Source organism: Pseudomonas sp. NFR09 (genome assembly GCF_900111535.1).
GTDB classification, from domain to species: domain Bacteria; phylum Pseudomonadota; class Gammaproteobacteria; order Pseudomonadales; family Pseudomonadaceae; genus Aquipseudomonas; species Aquipseudomonas extremorientalis.
The window spans coordinates 632,212-646,858 of record NZ_FOIH01000002.1 but is presented as its reverse complement, the minus strand read 5'-3'; the positions used below and the strand labels follow the sequence as shown (position 1 = coordinate 646,858).

Here is a 14,647-nt window from a genome sequence, read left to right as displayed (position 1 = left end):
AACCGCGCTCAGCGATAAACCGGGAAATCAGCGCACAGGGCAGACACGTGCTTGGCCACGTTGGCCTCGACGTCGGCGTCGCCGAGGTTGTCGAGGATGTCGCAGATCCAGCCGGCCAGTTCGATGCACTGCGGCACTTTGAAACCACGCGTGGTCACCGCCGGGGTGCCGATGCGCAGGCCCGAGGTCACGAACGGCGACTGCGGGTCATTCGGCACGGCGTTCTTGTTGACGGTGATGTGGGCGCGACCGAGGGCGGCGTCCGCCTCTTTGCCGGTGAGGCCCTGACGGATCAGGCTGACCAGGAACAGGTGGTTATCGGTGCCGCCGGACACTACATCGTAGCCGCGTTTGATAAACACGCTGGCCATGGCCTGAGCGTTGTCGATCACTTGCTGCTGGTAAGCCTTGAAGCCTGGCTCCAGCGCCTCCTTGAAGCACACGGCCTTGCCGGCGATGACGTGCATCAGCGGGCCGCCCTGGGCGCCGGGGAATACGGCGGCGTTGAGTTTCTTTTCGATCTCTTCATTGGACCTGGCCAGGATCAGGCCGCCACGAGGACCGCGCAGGGTCTTGTGGGTGGTGGTGGTGACCACGTCGGCGTAGGGCAGCGGGTTCGGGTACAGGCCGGCGGCAACCAGGCCGGCGACGTGGGCCATGTCGACGAACAGCAGCGCCCCCACTTTGTCCGCGATCTGACGGAAGCGTGGGAAATCCAGGGTCTTGGAGTAGGCGGAGAAACCGGCCACGACCATTTTCGGCTTGTGCTCCACCGCCAGGCGCTCGACTTCGTCGTAATCGATCAGGCCGGTGTCGGTGTTGATCCCGTATTGCACCGCGTTGTACAGCTTGCCCGAGGACGACACCTTGGCGCCGTGGGTCAGGTGACCGCCGTGGGCCAGGCTCATGCCCAGGATGGTGTCGCCGGCGTTCAGCAGGGCCAGGTACACGGCGCTGTTGGCGGACGAACCGGAGTGTGGCTGCACGTTGGCGTAATCGGCGCCGAACAGCTGCTTGGCGCGCTCGATGGCCAGGGCTTCAACTTTGTCCACATGCTCGCAGCCACCGTAGTAGCGCTTGCCTGGGTAGCCTTCGGCGTATTTGTTGGTGAGGCCGCTGCCTTGGGCTTGCATCACGCGTTTGCTGGTGTAGTTCTCTGACGCGATCAACTCGATATGATCTTCCTGGCGCTGCTCCTCGGCATTCATGGCCGCCAGCAGTGCGTCGTCATATCCCTGGATCTGGTCTTGTTTGCTGAACATCGCGTCTCTCCCAGCCTTTCGTATTGTTGAGGCCCGTGCAGGGCCCTTTGATGCGATGGTAGGGCTGGCGCAGACAGGTCAAATGCCTGCGCACGCCATGCAAAGGTGCGTTTACGACATGGGTTGCTGGTCGACCTCGTTTTCAACGTACACGAAGAGGCAGGCACCTGCCCGGCAGAAAGTTTTTATATACAAAAAACCTACTGAAAGAGGCTTCTTACAAAAACCACTAACAGGCAAACATTAAAATAAACTTTGAAAATACCCAACCAAATAACCACTTACAAAACATCTTTTGCATTTCACCCTACATGAGAACTTAATTGCTCGCCGAGCAATACCTCGACTCGCGCAACAATCCGGCAACGCTATCTTGAAACTGACTTTTAAACCGCAGGAGAACAAACATGGCTTTAATTGATCAAGTCAAAGATATTTGCACCCGATTGGCCCCTGGTGGCTGGCATAACTTACTGCTTCATCACGGCCTTAACATCCTTGCACCGTCCTTGCAAGACGAACTTCGTAACATCTTAAAGGTGGATCGAACACTCGCCGGCTTTGAAGACTTCGCGTTAAGCGGAGTACGCGGCATTGAACCCGGCAACCCAGCACTCAGTTTGCTGTTTCACGCACTGGCCAACGCTAACGTAACAGTGGATGCGAAAGGTAATCCACTTCAGATTTACCCTACGGCTGCCGAGTTGGAAACGGTCATGAACTATGTTTACGGCAGCCAACCACCCAGCCTCCAGCAATTAAAAGAACGCGCCAATGGTGCGCCCATGGCTGTGGTCGTCTTTGCTAATGAGTACCGACCGGCACCTGATACAGTTCACAAAGAACAGGCCGATATGTGTTTTTCACGAACCGGCATATCACGCGTTGGCACCGCTGAACCTTTGTACGATGCGCAAAGTAGGGGGTTCCTACCTTTTGTTGCAGATGACAACCACGCCATTCGTGTCTTGCCTGCTCGATACGCCGCCTACATCGCCATCCAACGCAAGGGAGACGCCACAACTTTCGGCCCTATGCGCGTGCGCGAAGAGGACGAAACCCACGATTTTTGGGTACCCCTGCACAAACTGTTCAACGGCACCGAGTGCATTGCAGGTCTGAGCCTTGACGTCCAACTGACAGCGATGCACAAAAACGAGAAAATACGCCGCCTACACTTAATGTTGGGCGCCGGGTCGGGCTGGGAAGAACCAGACATCAGTCAACCACCTTTTGTCATAACCGAAGGGCTCGGCAACTGGCTTTGCGAACAGGAATTCGGCGCGGGGCTCATGGCAGCCTCGCCACGCAGATTTCTGGTTGAGGCGGCGCAATACAAAGGTAAACCGTTGACCTTCAACGTACCAAAATCGCCAAGGCTGTTAGCATCCACCTTGATCGGGCCCGAAAACGCTCCGGAATATGTGCACATTCGCCATAAAGTTGACGACGCCGGCAACCTTGTTAACTTCAACCAACAGCCAGGCATCCTCAGTGAGCTGGAAAAAGGCGACTTCCGAGCCCTGCATTACCTGGACTTTACCGCAGACGGCTGGATTCAAGCTCAGTGCCCAGCGCTGGACACCGCTTTTCCAACTCGCATACCCGCCTACTCTTTGCTGTGCGCTCCCGACTTCTACCCTCTGTGTAATCAGCGGCATCTGAGCGAGTGGCTGGAGACCCTGAGTCCGGACATTCAAAAAACCGTGTTTCAGACGCCCCCTGAATGCCTGTCCGATTCTCGCTATGCGGCCAATATCCAGTCTTTTCCCACCCTCTTTTCCAGCACTGATGTCAGCGTAACTGCGATTGTGGGTCACCATGGGTCAACTGTTGGGCAGTCGACTGCGGCAAAACCTGATACAGCGTCGGCAAAACGTGCCTCATGCCTTCCAGATGCCGCAGCGGGAGTCTTTGCTCCTGGCTGGGATGTTGGTGCTGTCGAATACGAGAGTAGCTCGGGGGCCGTGCCGCACCTCGCAGCCTACAGGCTAGGCAGCCCTTTTCCAGAGGACGCAAAACTGTGTGCCGCGCTCAGTTCATTTTGGCCGGCAGTCGCTCCTGACGCCGCTCAATCCTTTGAACCCGACGCCGGAGCGGGCCCGACGATTAAACCGATGCTCGATCAGGAAATTGGCATAACTTCCGGTTTTTCTTGGGACGGCATCCCCGCACCACACAGTATTATTACCAACAACGTGACACAAATTGCTTATCACAGTTATCGCTATGGTGATTATACGGAAAGCGCTCTGGAAGGTAAGTTCTCACTCGCCCTGACCGGCAAGATTGATACATTGGAATACCAAAGACGTATTGATGCATTCCGACGCGTCAAACTTGCACTCGGCTCCCTGCATGAAAAATGGTTTATACGCTCGTTCAAAACTATAACTTCCGACGATTTAAGAGAGCTCGATTCCCCTCTAAATTCAAACGTCACCCTTGATACCACAGCATATCGATTCGAACTCTATCGCTATGAACCAAGCGCCTCTCCACATTTCAATAAAACCCTAATCAAAGTCATAGAAACTTCAAATTATCTCGTCTGGCCACATGTGATCTTTCACCAATCAGGCACGCGTCCATGGCAACCCGTTTAACCACAGCTAAAGTCCGACACGATGAATGACTACGATGTCGTCATAATAGGCGCCGGCCCGGCAGGATGCGCGGCGGCTATTGCTTGCGCTCAACATGGCCTGAGGGTGGCCATTGTTGAGCGCCTTTCATTTCCTCGCGAACGTCCTGGCGAAACACTGCATCCTGGCATTGAGCCTCTTCTTAAGCAGCTAGGCGTGATGAACCAAGTGCAGGCGGGCAAATTCATCAGGCCTTTTGGAAACTGGGTAACCTGGGATAAGGAACGAAACTTTACTCCCTTCGGAAATGATGCCGATGGCGCTTGGTCAGGGTTTCAAATACCCAGGTCCATATTGGATGGCTTTTTATTGGCGAAGGCAATCGCGCTGGGGGTCCATGCCCTGCAGCCTTGCCATGCAAAAAAGGTACTCCTGGAAAACGGTCGCGTCATGGGCGTACAAACCCTTACCGGGACTCTGTCTTGCCGCCAGCTTGTGGATGCCAGCGGCGCTCATGGCTGGCTCACACGTCAGCTCGGGCTGGGATCACGTTGCTACTCACCGCCACTTACGGCCCTGTATGGCTATACGAGCGGAACCATCGACGAAAGTGCACTGGGTATTTTCGCCGATCGGCTGGGGTGGTATTGGACCGCACACGTAGGACGAAAGCTGTATCACTGGACACGCCTCTATTTTGAGCACGATCAGATCTGCAAGGCATCTGCTGTTCCATCCTCCTTCGAACACCTGACCCGCGTGGGGAAAATGCAGGGTGCCGATGTTACTTGGAGAATCTGCGATCAATCGGCAGGCAGTGGCTACTTCATCGTGGGAGACGCCAGCGCGGTGATAGATCCGGGCGCCTCTCATGGGGTTCTTAAAGCACTAATGTCAGGAATGATGGCCGCCCAGGCTGTCGTCGAAGGATGTGCCAACCCAACGAATCAACAGGTTATTTCCCTGCAGTACCAACGATGGATACGGGACTGGTTCGAGAGCGATGTAAAAAGAATGCGTGAACTGTATCGTGCCCATCCGTTCCCTCCTCCGTGGCTTGAAAAGCCATAGCCAATACGGCCCTTGCGCGGTCAAGCAATCAGCTGTCGAACGGCAAGCAACACTATAAAATGCGCAGGGTAAAGGCTATACGCCCAGCGCCGCATGGCGGGTGGCGCGGCGTTTTTGGCATGTCGCAGCAGGACCAAGCCGAGCAGTGGCGCGATCATGCACACCGTCAGTCCCGACAGCGCCAAAAACGTACCGCTGTTGAGCAGGGCCTGCCATTGATTGGCTGCTACGCAGATCGCGCCCGGCAAGACGCTGAAATACCAGGGGCGACTGAAGACCAGCAACATCGCCAACGGCAGTAATACGCCGAAAAAGCCGAACATCAAGTGCGCGGAAAAAACGGTCGCAATCGTGATGGCGATCAACGCCAATCCTCGATCAAAAAACGTCTTCTGCTGCCATCCTCTGGCAACCAGCAAACCCAGCGCCAGGGTTGGCAACACATTCAATGTATCGGCATCGTCGATAAACATCCGGTACGGCACTTCGCTGATCACACTGAACAGCAGTAGCCATCCCAGGTAACGCCACTGGCGCGTCACCGGCGTGCCTGCGACCCGATGCAGGTTGGCCGCAATTGCCAGGCAAAACCATGGAAACGCCAGGCGCCCCGGCACATACAGGCCATCCAGGCTTAAACCGACATAGCGCAGGTGGTCCAGCACCATACTCAACAGCGCCAGCCACTTGAGCAGATCCAGAGCGCCATCGCGGACACGTCCGACAGGCATCGTTCCAGTACCGTGCATAATTCCCCAGTGACTTTGCATTTACAGTGCGTGCGCACCCGCGACAATCTTGGTTACAGTGCGCACCAACATCGACCACAGGAATGGGCCATGACCGACAAGAGCCAACAATTCGCCAGTGACAACTATTCCGGCATCTGCCCGGAAGCCTGGGCCGCCATGGAACAAGCCAACCAGGGTCATCAACGCGCCTATGGCGATGATGAATGGACCCACCGCGCCGCCGACGGTTTCCGCAACTTGTTCGAAACCGACTGCGAAGTGTTCTTCGCCTTCAACGGTACTGCCGCCAACTCGCTTGCGCTGTCTTCGCTGTGCCAGAGCTACCATAGCGTGATTTGCTCGGAAACCGCCCACGTCGAAACCGACGAATGCGGCGCGCCGGAGTTTTTCTCCAACGGCTCCAAGCTGCTCACCGCCCGCACCGAAAACGGCAAGTTGACCCCGGAGTCGATCCGCGAGATCGCCCTCAAGCGCCAGGACATCCACTACCCCAAGCCACGCGTGGTCACCCTGACCCAAGCCACGGAAGTCGGCAGCGTGTACACCCCGGAAGAAATCCGCGCCATCAGCGCCACCTGCAAAGAGCTGGGCCTGAACCTGCACATGGACGGCGCACGCTTCTCCAACGCCTGCGCGTTCCTCGGCTGCTCGCCCGCCGACCTGACCTGGAAAGCCGGTGTGGACGTGCTGTGCTTTGGCGGCACCAAGAACGGCATGGCCGTGGGCGAAGCTATCCTGTTCTTCAACCACAAGCTGGCCGAAGACTTCGACTACCGCTGCAAACAGGCCGGGCAGCTGGCGTCGAAAATGCGCTTTCTTTCGGCCCCGTGGGTAGGTCTGTTGGAAAACGACGCCTGGCTCAAACACGCACGCCATGCCAACCACTGCGCGCAGCTGCTGAGCAGCCTGGTGGCGGATATTCCCGGTGTGGAGTTGATGTTCCCGGTGCAGGCCAACGGCGTGTTCCTGCAACTCTCGGAGCCGGCCATCGCAGCGCTGACGGCCAAGGGCTGGCGTTTCTATACCTTCATCGGCAAAGGCGGCGCGCGTTTTATGTGTGCGTGGGATACCGAGGAAGAGCGTGTAAGAGAATTGGCGGCGGATATTCGGAAAGTGATGGGGGCCTGAGACTACGGGCCTTCCAGCCCGTTTTCAGAGACTGTTTGTACGTATTTCTGACAGTATCTATCTAGCCCCTGCCCTGGATAAGATCTCGTCACCCCGAACCAATGGACGCGTTGTTTCGGGGCTGACTGCCTGCCGAATAGTCGGCTGGAAATGGATATCCCACAGAGGGCAACATCATGGAAATTCAATGCTACACGACTGCTTCTCAGCTTCAATCCGACACCAACGCCACCCTCGTCGGCCTGGACGACCTGAGGAAACTGGCGGACGTTGGTGACGCTATCATCGAGCCTTCAAGGCACTTTACCGTCACGGGTAAAGAGTTCGAAATGACAGCATCGGGCGCGTATCTCATCAACCTGTTTGTGCGTTAAGCACTGACTGTGGGAGGGGGTTCTACACCCCTCCCACATTTAGAGCGGCTTCGTTAGTCAGAACTCGATACGCACATCACCCTTCGGCACGCTGCAGCACGACAGGATGTAACCCTCGGCTTCATCTTCCTCGGTAATCCCGCCGTTGTGGTCCATCTCGACCTCGCCACCCAGCTTCATCACCTTGCACGTACCACAGATGCCCATGCCGCAGGCTTTCGGGATCAGCAATCCAAGCTTCGCAGCAGCGGCGTGGACAGTTTCGCCAGGGGCCACGCGAATACTTTTGCCCGACGCAATGAACTCCACCTGATGCAGATCCGCCAAGTCGATTTCCGGCGCGTCGGCGGCCTGTTCGGCTTGTTCTACCGCATCCGCACGGGCCTCCGGCGGCGTGGCGCCAAAGGACTCCTCGTGATACCGCGTCATGTCGAAACCCGCCACTTCCAGCAGGCGCTTCACCGCATTCATATACGGTGTAGGCCCGCAACAGAACACTTCGCGCTCGAGGAAGTCCGGCACCATCAGTTCGAGCATCTTGTGGTTCAGGTAACCGCGATAACCGGCCCATGGCTCGCCCAGCCCATGCTTCTCGCAAATCAGGTGCAGGCTGAAGTTGTCGATCCGCGACGCCATGTGCTCCAGCTCGCGGTGGTAGATGATGTCTTTCGGCGAGCGGGCGCTGTGGATAAACGTCATGTCGACGTTGGCGTTGGTGTCGTAGAACCAACGGGCCATGGACATCACCGGCGTGATGCCGACGCCGCCGCTGAGGTACAGCACCTTCGGGCTCGGATAGTCGATGGCATTGAACAGGCCTACCGGCCCGTGCACCGCCAGTTCCTGGCCCTCGTGCAACGTGTCGTGCAGCCAGTTGGAAACCTTGCCGCCCGGCACGCGCTTGATGGTCACCGAGAAGCTGTACGGCACCGACGGCGAGCTGGAAATGGTGTAGGAACGCATGATCGGCTGGCCTTCGATCTCCAGCTCCAGGGTGACGAATTGCCCTGGCTTGAAGAAGAACAGGATCGGCTGATCAGCCATGAAGCAGAAGGTGCGTACGTCCCAGGTTTCCTGGATGACTTTGACGCACCGGACAATGTGCCGACCATTGGCCCAGGTCTGGGTGGTTACCGGATTCAGGAAATTATTGGACATGTTGTTCTCCACCGCCGACGTCGGCCTTATGGTGGCGATTCTGCGTAACGCCGGAACCGCCCATTTACCTATCTGCGACATTCACATACTTATCGCGACCAGCCCCCAACGACCTAGGGTTGCGCGTCGGGAACAGATTGGGCCATGTCGCCCATGGATAAGGTTCTGACGTTGCGCGGCCCCACACTCGCTCCCAACAACGACGCTTTCTTTATGCCTTGCGTAGTACAACCGTAGCCACTATTCGCCGGCCACACAGAATGGCCATGAGGACACACACGATGGACGTCACCGCAACCTTAAGCTTGGGCGATCCGCTGGAACCCGCACGCAAGGCCACCGCGCAGATGCTGCAAGAGCGCGAGCGCACTTTCTCGCTGCCACAGCCGTTCTACTCTGATGAGCGGCTGTTTGATATCGACATGCAGGAGATCTTCCAGAAAGAGTGGTTGATCGCCGGCATGACCTGCGAGATCCCCACCAAGGGCAACTACCTGACCCTGCAAGTGGGCAAGAACCCGATCATCGTGATCCGTGGCGCCGAAGGCGTGGTGCACGCGTTCCACAACGTGTGCCGCCACCGCGGCTCGCGCTTGTGCACCAGCGACAAGGGCAAGGTCGCCAAACTCGTGTGCCACTACCACCAGTGGACCTACGAGCTGGACGGCCGCCTGCTGTTCGCCGGCACCGAGATGGGCGCCGACTTTGACATGAAGCAGTACGGCCTCAAGCCAGTGAACGTGAAGACCGCCGGCGGCTACATCTTCATCAGCCTGGCCGAGAACCCGCCAGCCATCGACGACTTCCTGTCGACGCTGAACCACTACATGGAACCCTACGACATGGAGAACACCAAGGTGGCGGTGCAAACCACCTTGATGGAAAAAGCCAACTGGAAGCTGGTGCTGGAAAACAACCGCGAGTGCTACCACTGCAACGCGTCGCACCCGGAACTGCTGAAAACCCTGCTGGAATGGGACGACGTCACCGATCCGCGCGCCGACCAGGCGTTCAAGGACCATGTAGCCGCCTCCGCCGCCGCCTGGGATGCCGAGAAGATCCCTTACGCCCACGCCAGCTTCGGCCTGCGTAACCGTATCGTGCGCATGCCGCTGCTCAAAGGCACCGTGTCGATGACCATGGACGGCAAGCAGGGCTGCGCTAAACTCATGGGCCGCATCAAGAACCCGGACCTGGGCTCGATGCGCATCCTGCACCTGCCCCACTCCTGGAACCACTGCATGGGCGACCACATCATCGTGTTCACTGTGTGGCCGATCAGCGCCCAGGAAACCATGGTCACCACCAAGTGGCTGGTGCACAAGGACGCCGTGGAAGGTGTTGACTACGATGTGGCACGCATGCGCGAAGTGTGGGACGCCACCAACGACCAGGATCGTCGCCTGGCCGAAGAGAACCAGCGCGGGATCAACTCCACCGCTTACCAGCCTGGCCCGTACTCCAAGACCTATGAGTTCGGCGTGGTGAACTTCGTGGACTGGTACAGCGAGCGCATGCTGCACAACCTTGGGGCCGCTCCGGCGCCCTACCTCAAGGGTGTTGCCGCTCACGAATGACACGTTGGTCCGGGGGGCTGAATTGTGCAAAAAACATTCAACCCCCTGCTTCCCCTTGTTTCCCCTGCCCTCCAGACTTTGCCCAACAACTTATCCACAGAGCCACCCACAGCAATTGTGGACAAGCGCCGCACCAGCCTGAAATCAAGTGAATAAAATCCGTGACTTATTCAAACCAGTGAGTCTGGCCCGGCTTTGTTCGTTTTTTGAACAACCTACTGAAAGCCATGATTTACGTGGCTTGTAGCAGTACACGAACACCTTATCCACAGATGCACCAACAGACTTTGGGGGCAACTCCGATCACGCTGTGGAAAACCACCTCAAAGCTTCATGAATCTAGGCTTTCAGGCGTCTCAGCTGAGAAACCGCTTACATCGATCAGATTTTGATCAACTCCATGCAGGCCTTTATTAATAAGGCCCTCAGCCGAGAGCGAACACGTTATCCACAGAAGCACCAACAGACTATGGGGGCAAGTCGGTTCAGCGAAATACACCGACGGCGCGAAAAACCCCATCAAAAACCTTCAGTTAGCTTGGTTATTTTTCGTACATGGGACTCTAGCGCTTGATTCATAAGGGGTGTGGACAACCGCGAACAGGTTATCCACAGACAGGTCAACAGGGATTGTGGGTAAACCACAGTCCCTGTTCATGTTCAGCGAACCACACCTTCCTCAACCAATAGCTTGAGGATCGCCTGGGCGCCCTCTTCCGGGCTCACACCCTTGAGCACTTGCCCACCGCCACCACTGGCCTTGGCCGTGGCGGCTTTCATCCGGTCAGCGCCGCTCTTGGCCTTGATCACCTTGAGACGCTTGGGCCGTGGCTTGGCCGGCTGCAACACCGCCGCATGGAACAGCTCATCCTCTTCAATCTGGACTTCATGGGCCGCCAACTCACCGCGTTGCGCCGGGCCGTAGGCGCTTTGCCGTGGCTTGGGCGCAGCGTTATCCACCGTCGCCAGGAACGGCAGGCGCACCTTCAAGCGCCGCCGCTGACCACGGGGCAAGGCTTGCAGCACATGGGCCACACCGCCGTCGATGGACTCCACCTGCGCCAGCCCCACGATCAGCGGCCAACCCAGTTGCTCGGCCAGCAGGAACGGCAGCATGCCCGAGCCTTCACCGGTTTCGGCCTGGCTGCCGGCGAGCACCACTTGGGCACCCGCATCGCGCAGGTACTCGCTGAGCACCGGCAACGCATCGCTACCCGCCGGTTGCTCCAGCACATGCAATTGCGGCAGGCCCATGCCCAGGTAGCTGCGCAGGGTCGGTTCGGCGATGTTGCCGGCGTGCAGCACCTGCAACTTATCCCCAGCCATTTGCAGGCCCAGCTCCACGGCTCGCGCATCCTGCTCGGCACGGCGCGGGCGCCCGGAAGTCGGGTGGGCGCCGATGGACACCAGGCTGATTACATTCGTCGTCATGGTCGTATCCTCATGCTGCATCGCGCTTGGCGCCGTTGCGGTAGGCTTCGACCGCCGCGATCAAGGCTTGCAGTATTGCGGCGCTTTCGCCGATCACCGACAGGTCGGCCCGCTTGATCATGTCGCAGCCCGGGTCGAGGTTGATCGCCACCACTTTGTCGCAGGCGCCGATGCCTTGCAGGTGCTGGATCGCCCCGGAAATACCCACGGCCACGTAGACCCGCGCCGTGACCCAGGTGCCGCTGGCACCGACCTGGCGATCACGCGCCATGAAGCCATCGTCCACCGCCACCCGCGAGGCGCCTTCGGTGGCGCCCAGGGCGGCGGCGGTCTGGTGGAACAGCGCCCAGTCCTTCACGCCGTTGCCGCCGGAGAAAATGAATTCCGCTTCGGCCATGGGAATCGCCGCCGGGTCCACCGCCACCGCGCCGAGGTCTTCGATGCGTGGCAGGCTGCGCGCCAGGGCTGTGGATAACTCCACTGGCAGCACTTCGTGACGGGTTTCGCTGACCGGATCGGCACATTCGGCAACCGCCAGGACCAGGCGCGGCAGTGGCCGGGCCAAGTCTTCCTGGCCGGCACCGGCGCGGCCGATGCACTCGTCGCCCTTGATCTGCCACACCCGCGTGGCCGGGCGCTCCTTGAGGCTGGCGGCAAAGCGTCGACCCAACTCGCCACCGCCGCTGCGGCTGTCCGGCAGCAGCCAGTGTCGCGGGTTGAACTGATTGTCCACAGCCCGCAGGCCCTGGACGCGTTGTTCCGGTGAATAACCGTCGAATGCGTGGCCTTCCAGCACCAGCAAACGGTCGACACCCGCCGTGGCAAACGCACTTTCCTTGTGATCACCAAACACCACCGCCAGCACCGCGCCGTCGCTGCCGGCCAGTTGTCGCGCCAGGCCAAGCAGGTCGCGATCGTGGCTGCTCAAGCGGCCGCCAACCATGTCCGGTACCACGTTGATGTAGAACGCGGGGGCGGCAATCTGATGCAGCGGCAATTGCACTTCTACTGCCGCCGTACGCTTGGCCGAGCCGCCCTGCTGCGCGCCGCTGCGGTCGATACGCTTGATGCCATTGGGGCCGATAAAACCGACGCCGTGCACGTTCTTGCGGATGACGCCATTGGGCCCCATCCAACTGTGCTGCACCGGTTGCATCGCCGCATGCAGCGGGTGCAGGCGGTTGCGGGCGATCCACTCGGCGCGTGGGTCACGGCGGATAATGTCGCTCATCAGTGCACCTCCGCAGGTTCACGCTTCAATGGGGCTTTGGCAGGCGCGGCGTCTTCGAGCAGCGCGTCGGCCACCAGCTCGGCAATGTCCTTGATCAAGGGTCTTGGTTCTACAACGCCCTCAAGCATCGCCGTGCACTGTGGACAACCCACCGCCACCAGCTCGGCACCGGTTTCGCGGATGTCTTCCATGCGCATGTCCGGGATACGTTGCTTACCGGGGATGTCAGTGATTGGCGCACCGCCGCCGCCACCGCAGCAGCGTGAACGGAACCCCGAGCGTTGCATTTCCTTGACCTCAATCCCCAATGCACGCAGCACTTGGCGCGGCGCCTCGTACTCGCCGTTGTAGCGGCCGAGGTAACAAGGGTCGTGATAGGTCACGCTGTTGCCTTTGTGCTGGCCCAGGTTCAGCGCTCCCTCAGCGATCAACTCGGCCATGAAGGTGCTGTGGTGCTGTACCCGGTAGTTGCCGTTGAAAGCGCCGTATTCATTTTTCAGCACATGGAAACTGTGGGGGTCGCAGGTGACGATCCGCTTGAAGCTGTACTTGGCCAGGGTCTGGATATTGCGCGAAGCCAGCAGCTGGAAGGTCGCTTCATCACCCAGGCGCCGGGCGACATCACCGCTGTCGCGTTCTTCCAGGCCGAGCACGGCGAAGTCGACCTTGGCCGCTTTCAGCACTTTGACGAAGGCACGCAAAGTCCGTTGGTTACGCATGTCGAAGGCACCGTCGCCGACCCAGAACAGCACCTCGGCACTGCCTTTTTCGCTGAGCAGCGGCAGGTTCAGGTCCGCCGCCCAGTTCAGGCGACCGCCCGGTGCGAAACCACCGGGGTTGTCGGTGGCGATCAGGTTTTCCAGGACTTCGGCACCCTTGTTCGGCGTGGCGCCTTTTTCCAACGTGAGGTGGCGACGCATGTCGACGATGGCGTCCACGTGCTCGATCATCATCGGGCACTCTTCCACGCAGGCGCGGCAGGTGGTGCACGACCACAGGGTCTCGGCGTCGACCAGGCCGTTGACGATCGGCTGGTGCGGGTTGCCGCTGTGCTCGCCCACCGCTTTGCCCGGATACGGGCTGCCGGCGAACTTGGCATCGGTGCCGCCGGCCAGGCCGACGACCATGTCCTGGATCAGCTTTTTCGGGTTCAGCGGCTGGCCGGCGGCGAACGCAGGGCACGCGGCTTCACACTTGCCGCACTGCACGCAGGCGTCGAAACCGAGCAGTTGGTTCCAGGTGAAATCCTTGGGTTTCTCCACACCCAGGGGCGCAGTCTTGTCACTGAGGTCCAGCGGTTTCAAACCGGTGGAACGGCCACCGCCAAAACGCTCGGCGCGGCGGTGCCAGGCCAGGTGCAGGGCACCGGCGAAGGCGTGTTTCATCGGGCCGCCCCAGGTCATGCCGAAGAACATTTCGGACACGCCCCACAACACACCGACGCTGAGCAATGCGGCCAGCAGCCAGCCGCCGAAGTCCGCCGGCAGAATCCCAGCCACCGGCAGCGTCACCAGAAAGAAGCTCACCGAGAACGCCATCAGGCTTTTCGGCAGGCGCATCCACGGGCCTTTCGACAGGCGCGACGGCGGGTTGCGCCGACGCAGATAGACGAAGGTGGCGCCAACAAACATCAGCACCGAGGCCAACAGTAAGGCGTAGCCGAGGATACGGCTTTGCAGGCCGAAACCGTGGACCAGGATCGCCAGCAAGGCCGACAGCACAAAGCCCAACGCGGTGGCGACGTGGGTATTGGCGATGTATTTATCGCGGGCGACCACGTGGTGCAGGTCGACCATGTAGCGCTTGGGCATGGCCAGCAGACCGCCCAGCAGGTCGACTTTGGACGCGCGGCCACGGCGCCACATGTTCACCCGGCGCAGGGCGCCGAGGACGGCGAGGCCCAGGGCGGTAAACAAGAGAATAGGCAGCAAGGTGTTCAACATGGTGAAGCTCCCACAGACCGCACAGGTCTACTGTGAAACTGGCGCTGAATGTGGGAGGGGGCTTGCCCCCGATAGCAGTGGGTCAGCTACAGCTGTATCAACTGACACTCCGCCATCGGGGGCAAGCCCCCTCCC

11 protein-coding genes are annotated in these 14,647 nt (G+C 59.3%); 5 read left to right on the top strand and 6 right to left on the bottom strand.

The window, feature by feature from the left end:
* Nucleotides 1-8 precede the first annotated feature (8 nt).
* Entirely contained in the window at nt 9-1,262 is a 1,254-nt protein-coding gene (gene glyA / locus BMX59_RS06955; protein WP_071490289.1) for a serine hydroxymethyltransferase, read from the bottom strand.
* 407 nt (nt 1,263-1,669) lie between these two features.
* Between glyA and BMX59_RS06950 the strand changes: the two genes are divergently transcribed.
* Nucleotides 1,670-3,868 carry a hypothetical protein gene (locus tag BMX59_RS06950; RefSeq protein WP_092242169.1) on the top strand — a complete coding sequence of 733 codons (2,199 nt, stop codon included), beginning with the start codon at nt 1,670-1,672 and terminating at the stop codon, nt 3,866-3,868.
* A 21-nt stretch (nt 3,869-3,889) separates the two neighbouring features.
* On the top strand, nt 3,890-4,918 hold the full coding sequence (locus BMX59_RS06945) for an NAD(P)/FAD-dependent oxidoreductase (RefSeq protein ID WP_093120756.1): 1,029 nt from the start codon (nt 3,890-3,892) through the stop codon (nt 4,916-4,918).
* Nucleotides 4,919-4,938: 20 nt separating this feature from the next.
* Here the strand turns inward: BMX59_RS06945 and BMX59_RS06940 are convergent, their stop codons facing one another.
* Nucleotides 4,939-5,667, bottom strand: a complete 729-nt coding sequence (locus tag BMX59_RS06940) for a TraX family protein (RefSeq protein WP_093120754.1) — start codon at nt 5,665-5,667, stop codon at nt 4,939-4,941.
* A 90-nt stretch (nt 5,668-5,757) separates the two neighbouring features.
* Between BMX59_RS06940 and BMX59_RS06935 the strand changes: the two genes are divergently transcribed.
* Together BMX59_RS06935 and BMX59_RS06930 are read left to right on the top strand one after the other, a co-directional pair.
* Nucleotides 5,758-6,798, top strand: a complete 1,041-nt coding sequence (locus BMX59_RS06935; RefSeq protein WP_092242160.1) for a threonine aldolase family protein — start codon at nt 5,758-5,760, stop codon at nt 6,796-6,798.
* Between the two features lie 176 nt (nt 6,799-6,974).
* On the top strand, nt 6,975-7,172 hold the full coding sequence (locus BMX59_RS06930) for a hypothetical protein (protein WP_093120751.1): 198 nt from the start codon (nt 6,975-6,977) through the stop codon (nt 7,170-7,172).
* A gap of 57 nt (nt 7,173-7,229) precedes the next feature.
* Here BMX59_RS06930 and gbcB read toward each other — a convergent pair whose 3' ends face one another.
* Nucleotides 7,230-8,330 carry a glycine-betaine demethylase subunit GbcB gene (gbcB, locus tag BMX59_RS06925; RefSeq protein WP_092242153.1) on the bottom strand — a complete coding sequence of 367 codons (1,101 nt, stop codon included), beginning with the start codon at nt 8,328-8,330 and terminating at the stop codon, nt 7,230-7,232.
* Nucleotides 8,331-8,611: 281 nt separating this feature from the next.
* Between gbcB and gbcA the strand changes: the two genes are divergently transcribed.
* On the top strand, nt 8,612-9,907 hold the full coding sequence (gene gbcA, locus BMX59_RS06915) for a glycine-betaine demethylase subunit GbcA (protein WP_071490295.1): 1,296 nt from the start codon (nt 8,612-8,614) through the stop codon (nt 9,905-9,907).
* A 660-nt stretch (nt 9,908-10,567) separates the two neighbouring features.
* Here the strand turns inward: gbcA and BMX59_RS06910 are convergent.
* From BMX59_RS06910 to dgcB, 3 genes are read right to left on the bottom strand one after another with little or no spacing between them, the layout of a single operon-like run.
* On the bottom strand, nt 10,568-11,338 hold the full coding sequence (locus BMX59_RS06910; protein WP_093120748.1) for an electron transfer flavoprotein subunit beta: 771 nt from the start codon (nt 11,336-11,338) through the stop codon (nt 10,568-10,570).
* Nucleotides 11,339-11,348: 10 nt separating this feature from the next.
* Nucleotides 11,349-12,569 carry an electron transfer flavoprotein subunit alpha gene (locus BMX59_RS06905; RefSeq protein ID WP_093120746.1) on the bottom strand — a complete coding sequence of 407 codons (1,221 nt, stop codon included), beginning with the start codon at nt 12,567-12,569 and terminating at the stop codon, nt 11,349-11,351.
* Entirely contained in the window at nt 12,569-14,512 is a 1,944-nt protein-coding gene (gene dgcB / locus BMX59_RS06900; RefSeq protein ID WP_093120743.1) for a dimethylglycine demethylation protein DgcB, read from the bottom strand. Before dgcB ends, BMX59_RS06905 begins: the two co-directional genes overlap by 1 nt.
* Nucleotides 14,513-14,647 lie beyond the last annotated feature (135 nt).

Bases quoted from the DNA above. Each gene is read 5' to 3' on its own strand.
- BMX59_RS06940 (WP_093120754.1), bottom strand. From the start codon at position 5,667: ATGCACGGTACTGGAACGATGCCTGTCGGACGTGTCCGCGATGGCGCT.
- BMX59_RS06910 (WP_093120748.1), bottom strand. From the start codon at position 11,338: ATGACGACGAATGTAATCAGCCTGGTGTCCATCGGCGCCCACCCGACT.
- BMX59_RS06935 (WP_092242160.1), top strand. From the start codon at position 5,758: ATGACCGACAAGAGCCAACAATTCGCCAGTGACAACTATTCCGGCATC.
- dgcB (WP_093120743.1), bottom strand. From the start codon at position 14,512: ATGTTGAACACCTTGCTGCCTATTCTCTTGTTTACCGCCCTGGGCCTC.
- BMX59_RS06905 (WP_093120746.1), bottom strand. From the start codon at position 12,569: ATGAGCGACATTATCCGCCGTGACCCACGCGCCGAGTGGATCGCCCGC.
- gbcA (WP_071490295.1), top strand. From the start codon at position 8,612: ATGGACGTCACCGCAACCTTAAGCTTGGGCGATCCGCTGGAACCCGCA.
- BMX59_RS06930 (WP_093120751.1), top strand. From the start codon at position 6,975: ATGGAAATTCAATGCTACACGACTGCTTCTCAGCTTCAATCCGACACC.
- BMX59_RS06950 (WP_092242169.1), top strand. From the start codon at position 1,670: ATGGCTTTAATTGATCAAGTCAAAGATATTTGCACCCGATTGGCCCCT.
- gbcB (WP_092242153.1), bottom strand. From the start codon at position 8,330: ATGTCCAATAATTTCCTGAATCCGGTAACCACCCAGACCTGGGCCAAT.
- BMX59_RS06945 (WP_093120756.1), top strand. From the start codon at position 3,890: ATGAATGACTACGATGTCGTCATAATAGGCGCCGGCCCGGCAGGATGC.
- glyA (WP_071490289.1), bottom strand. From the start codon at position 1,262: ATGTTCAGCAAACAAGACCAGATCCAGGGATATGACGACGCACTGCTG.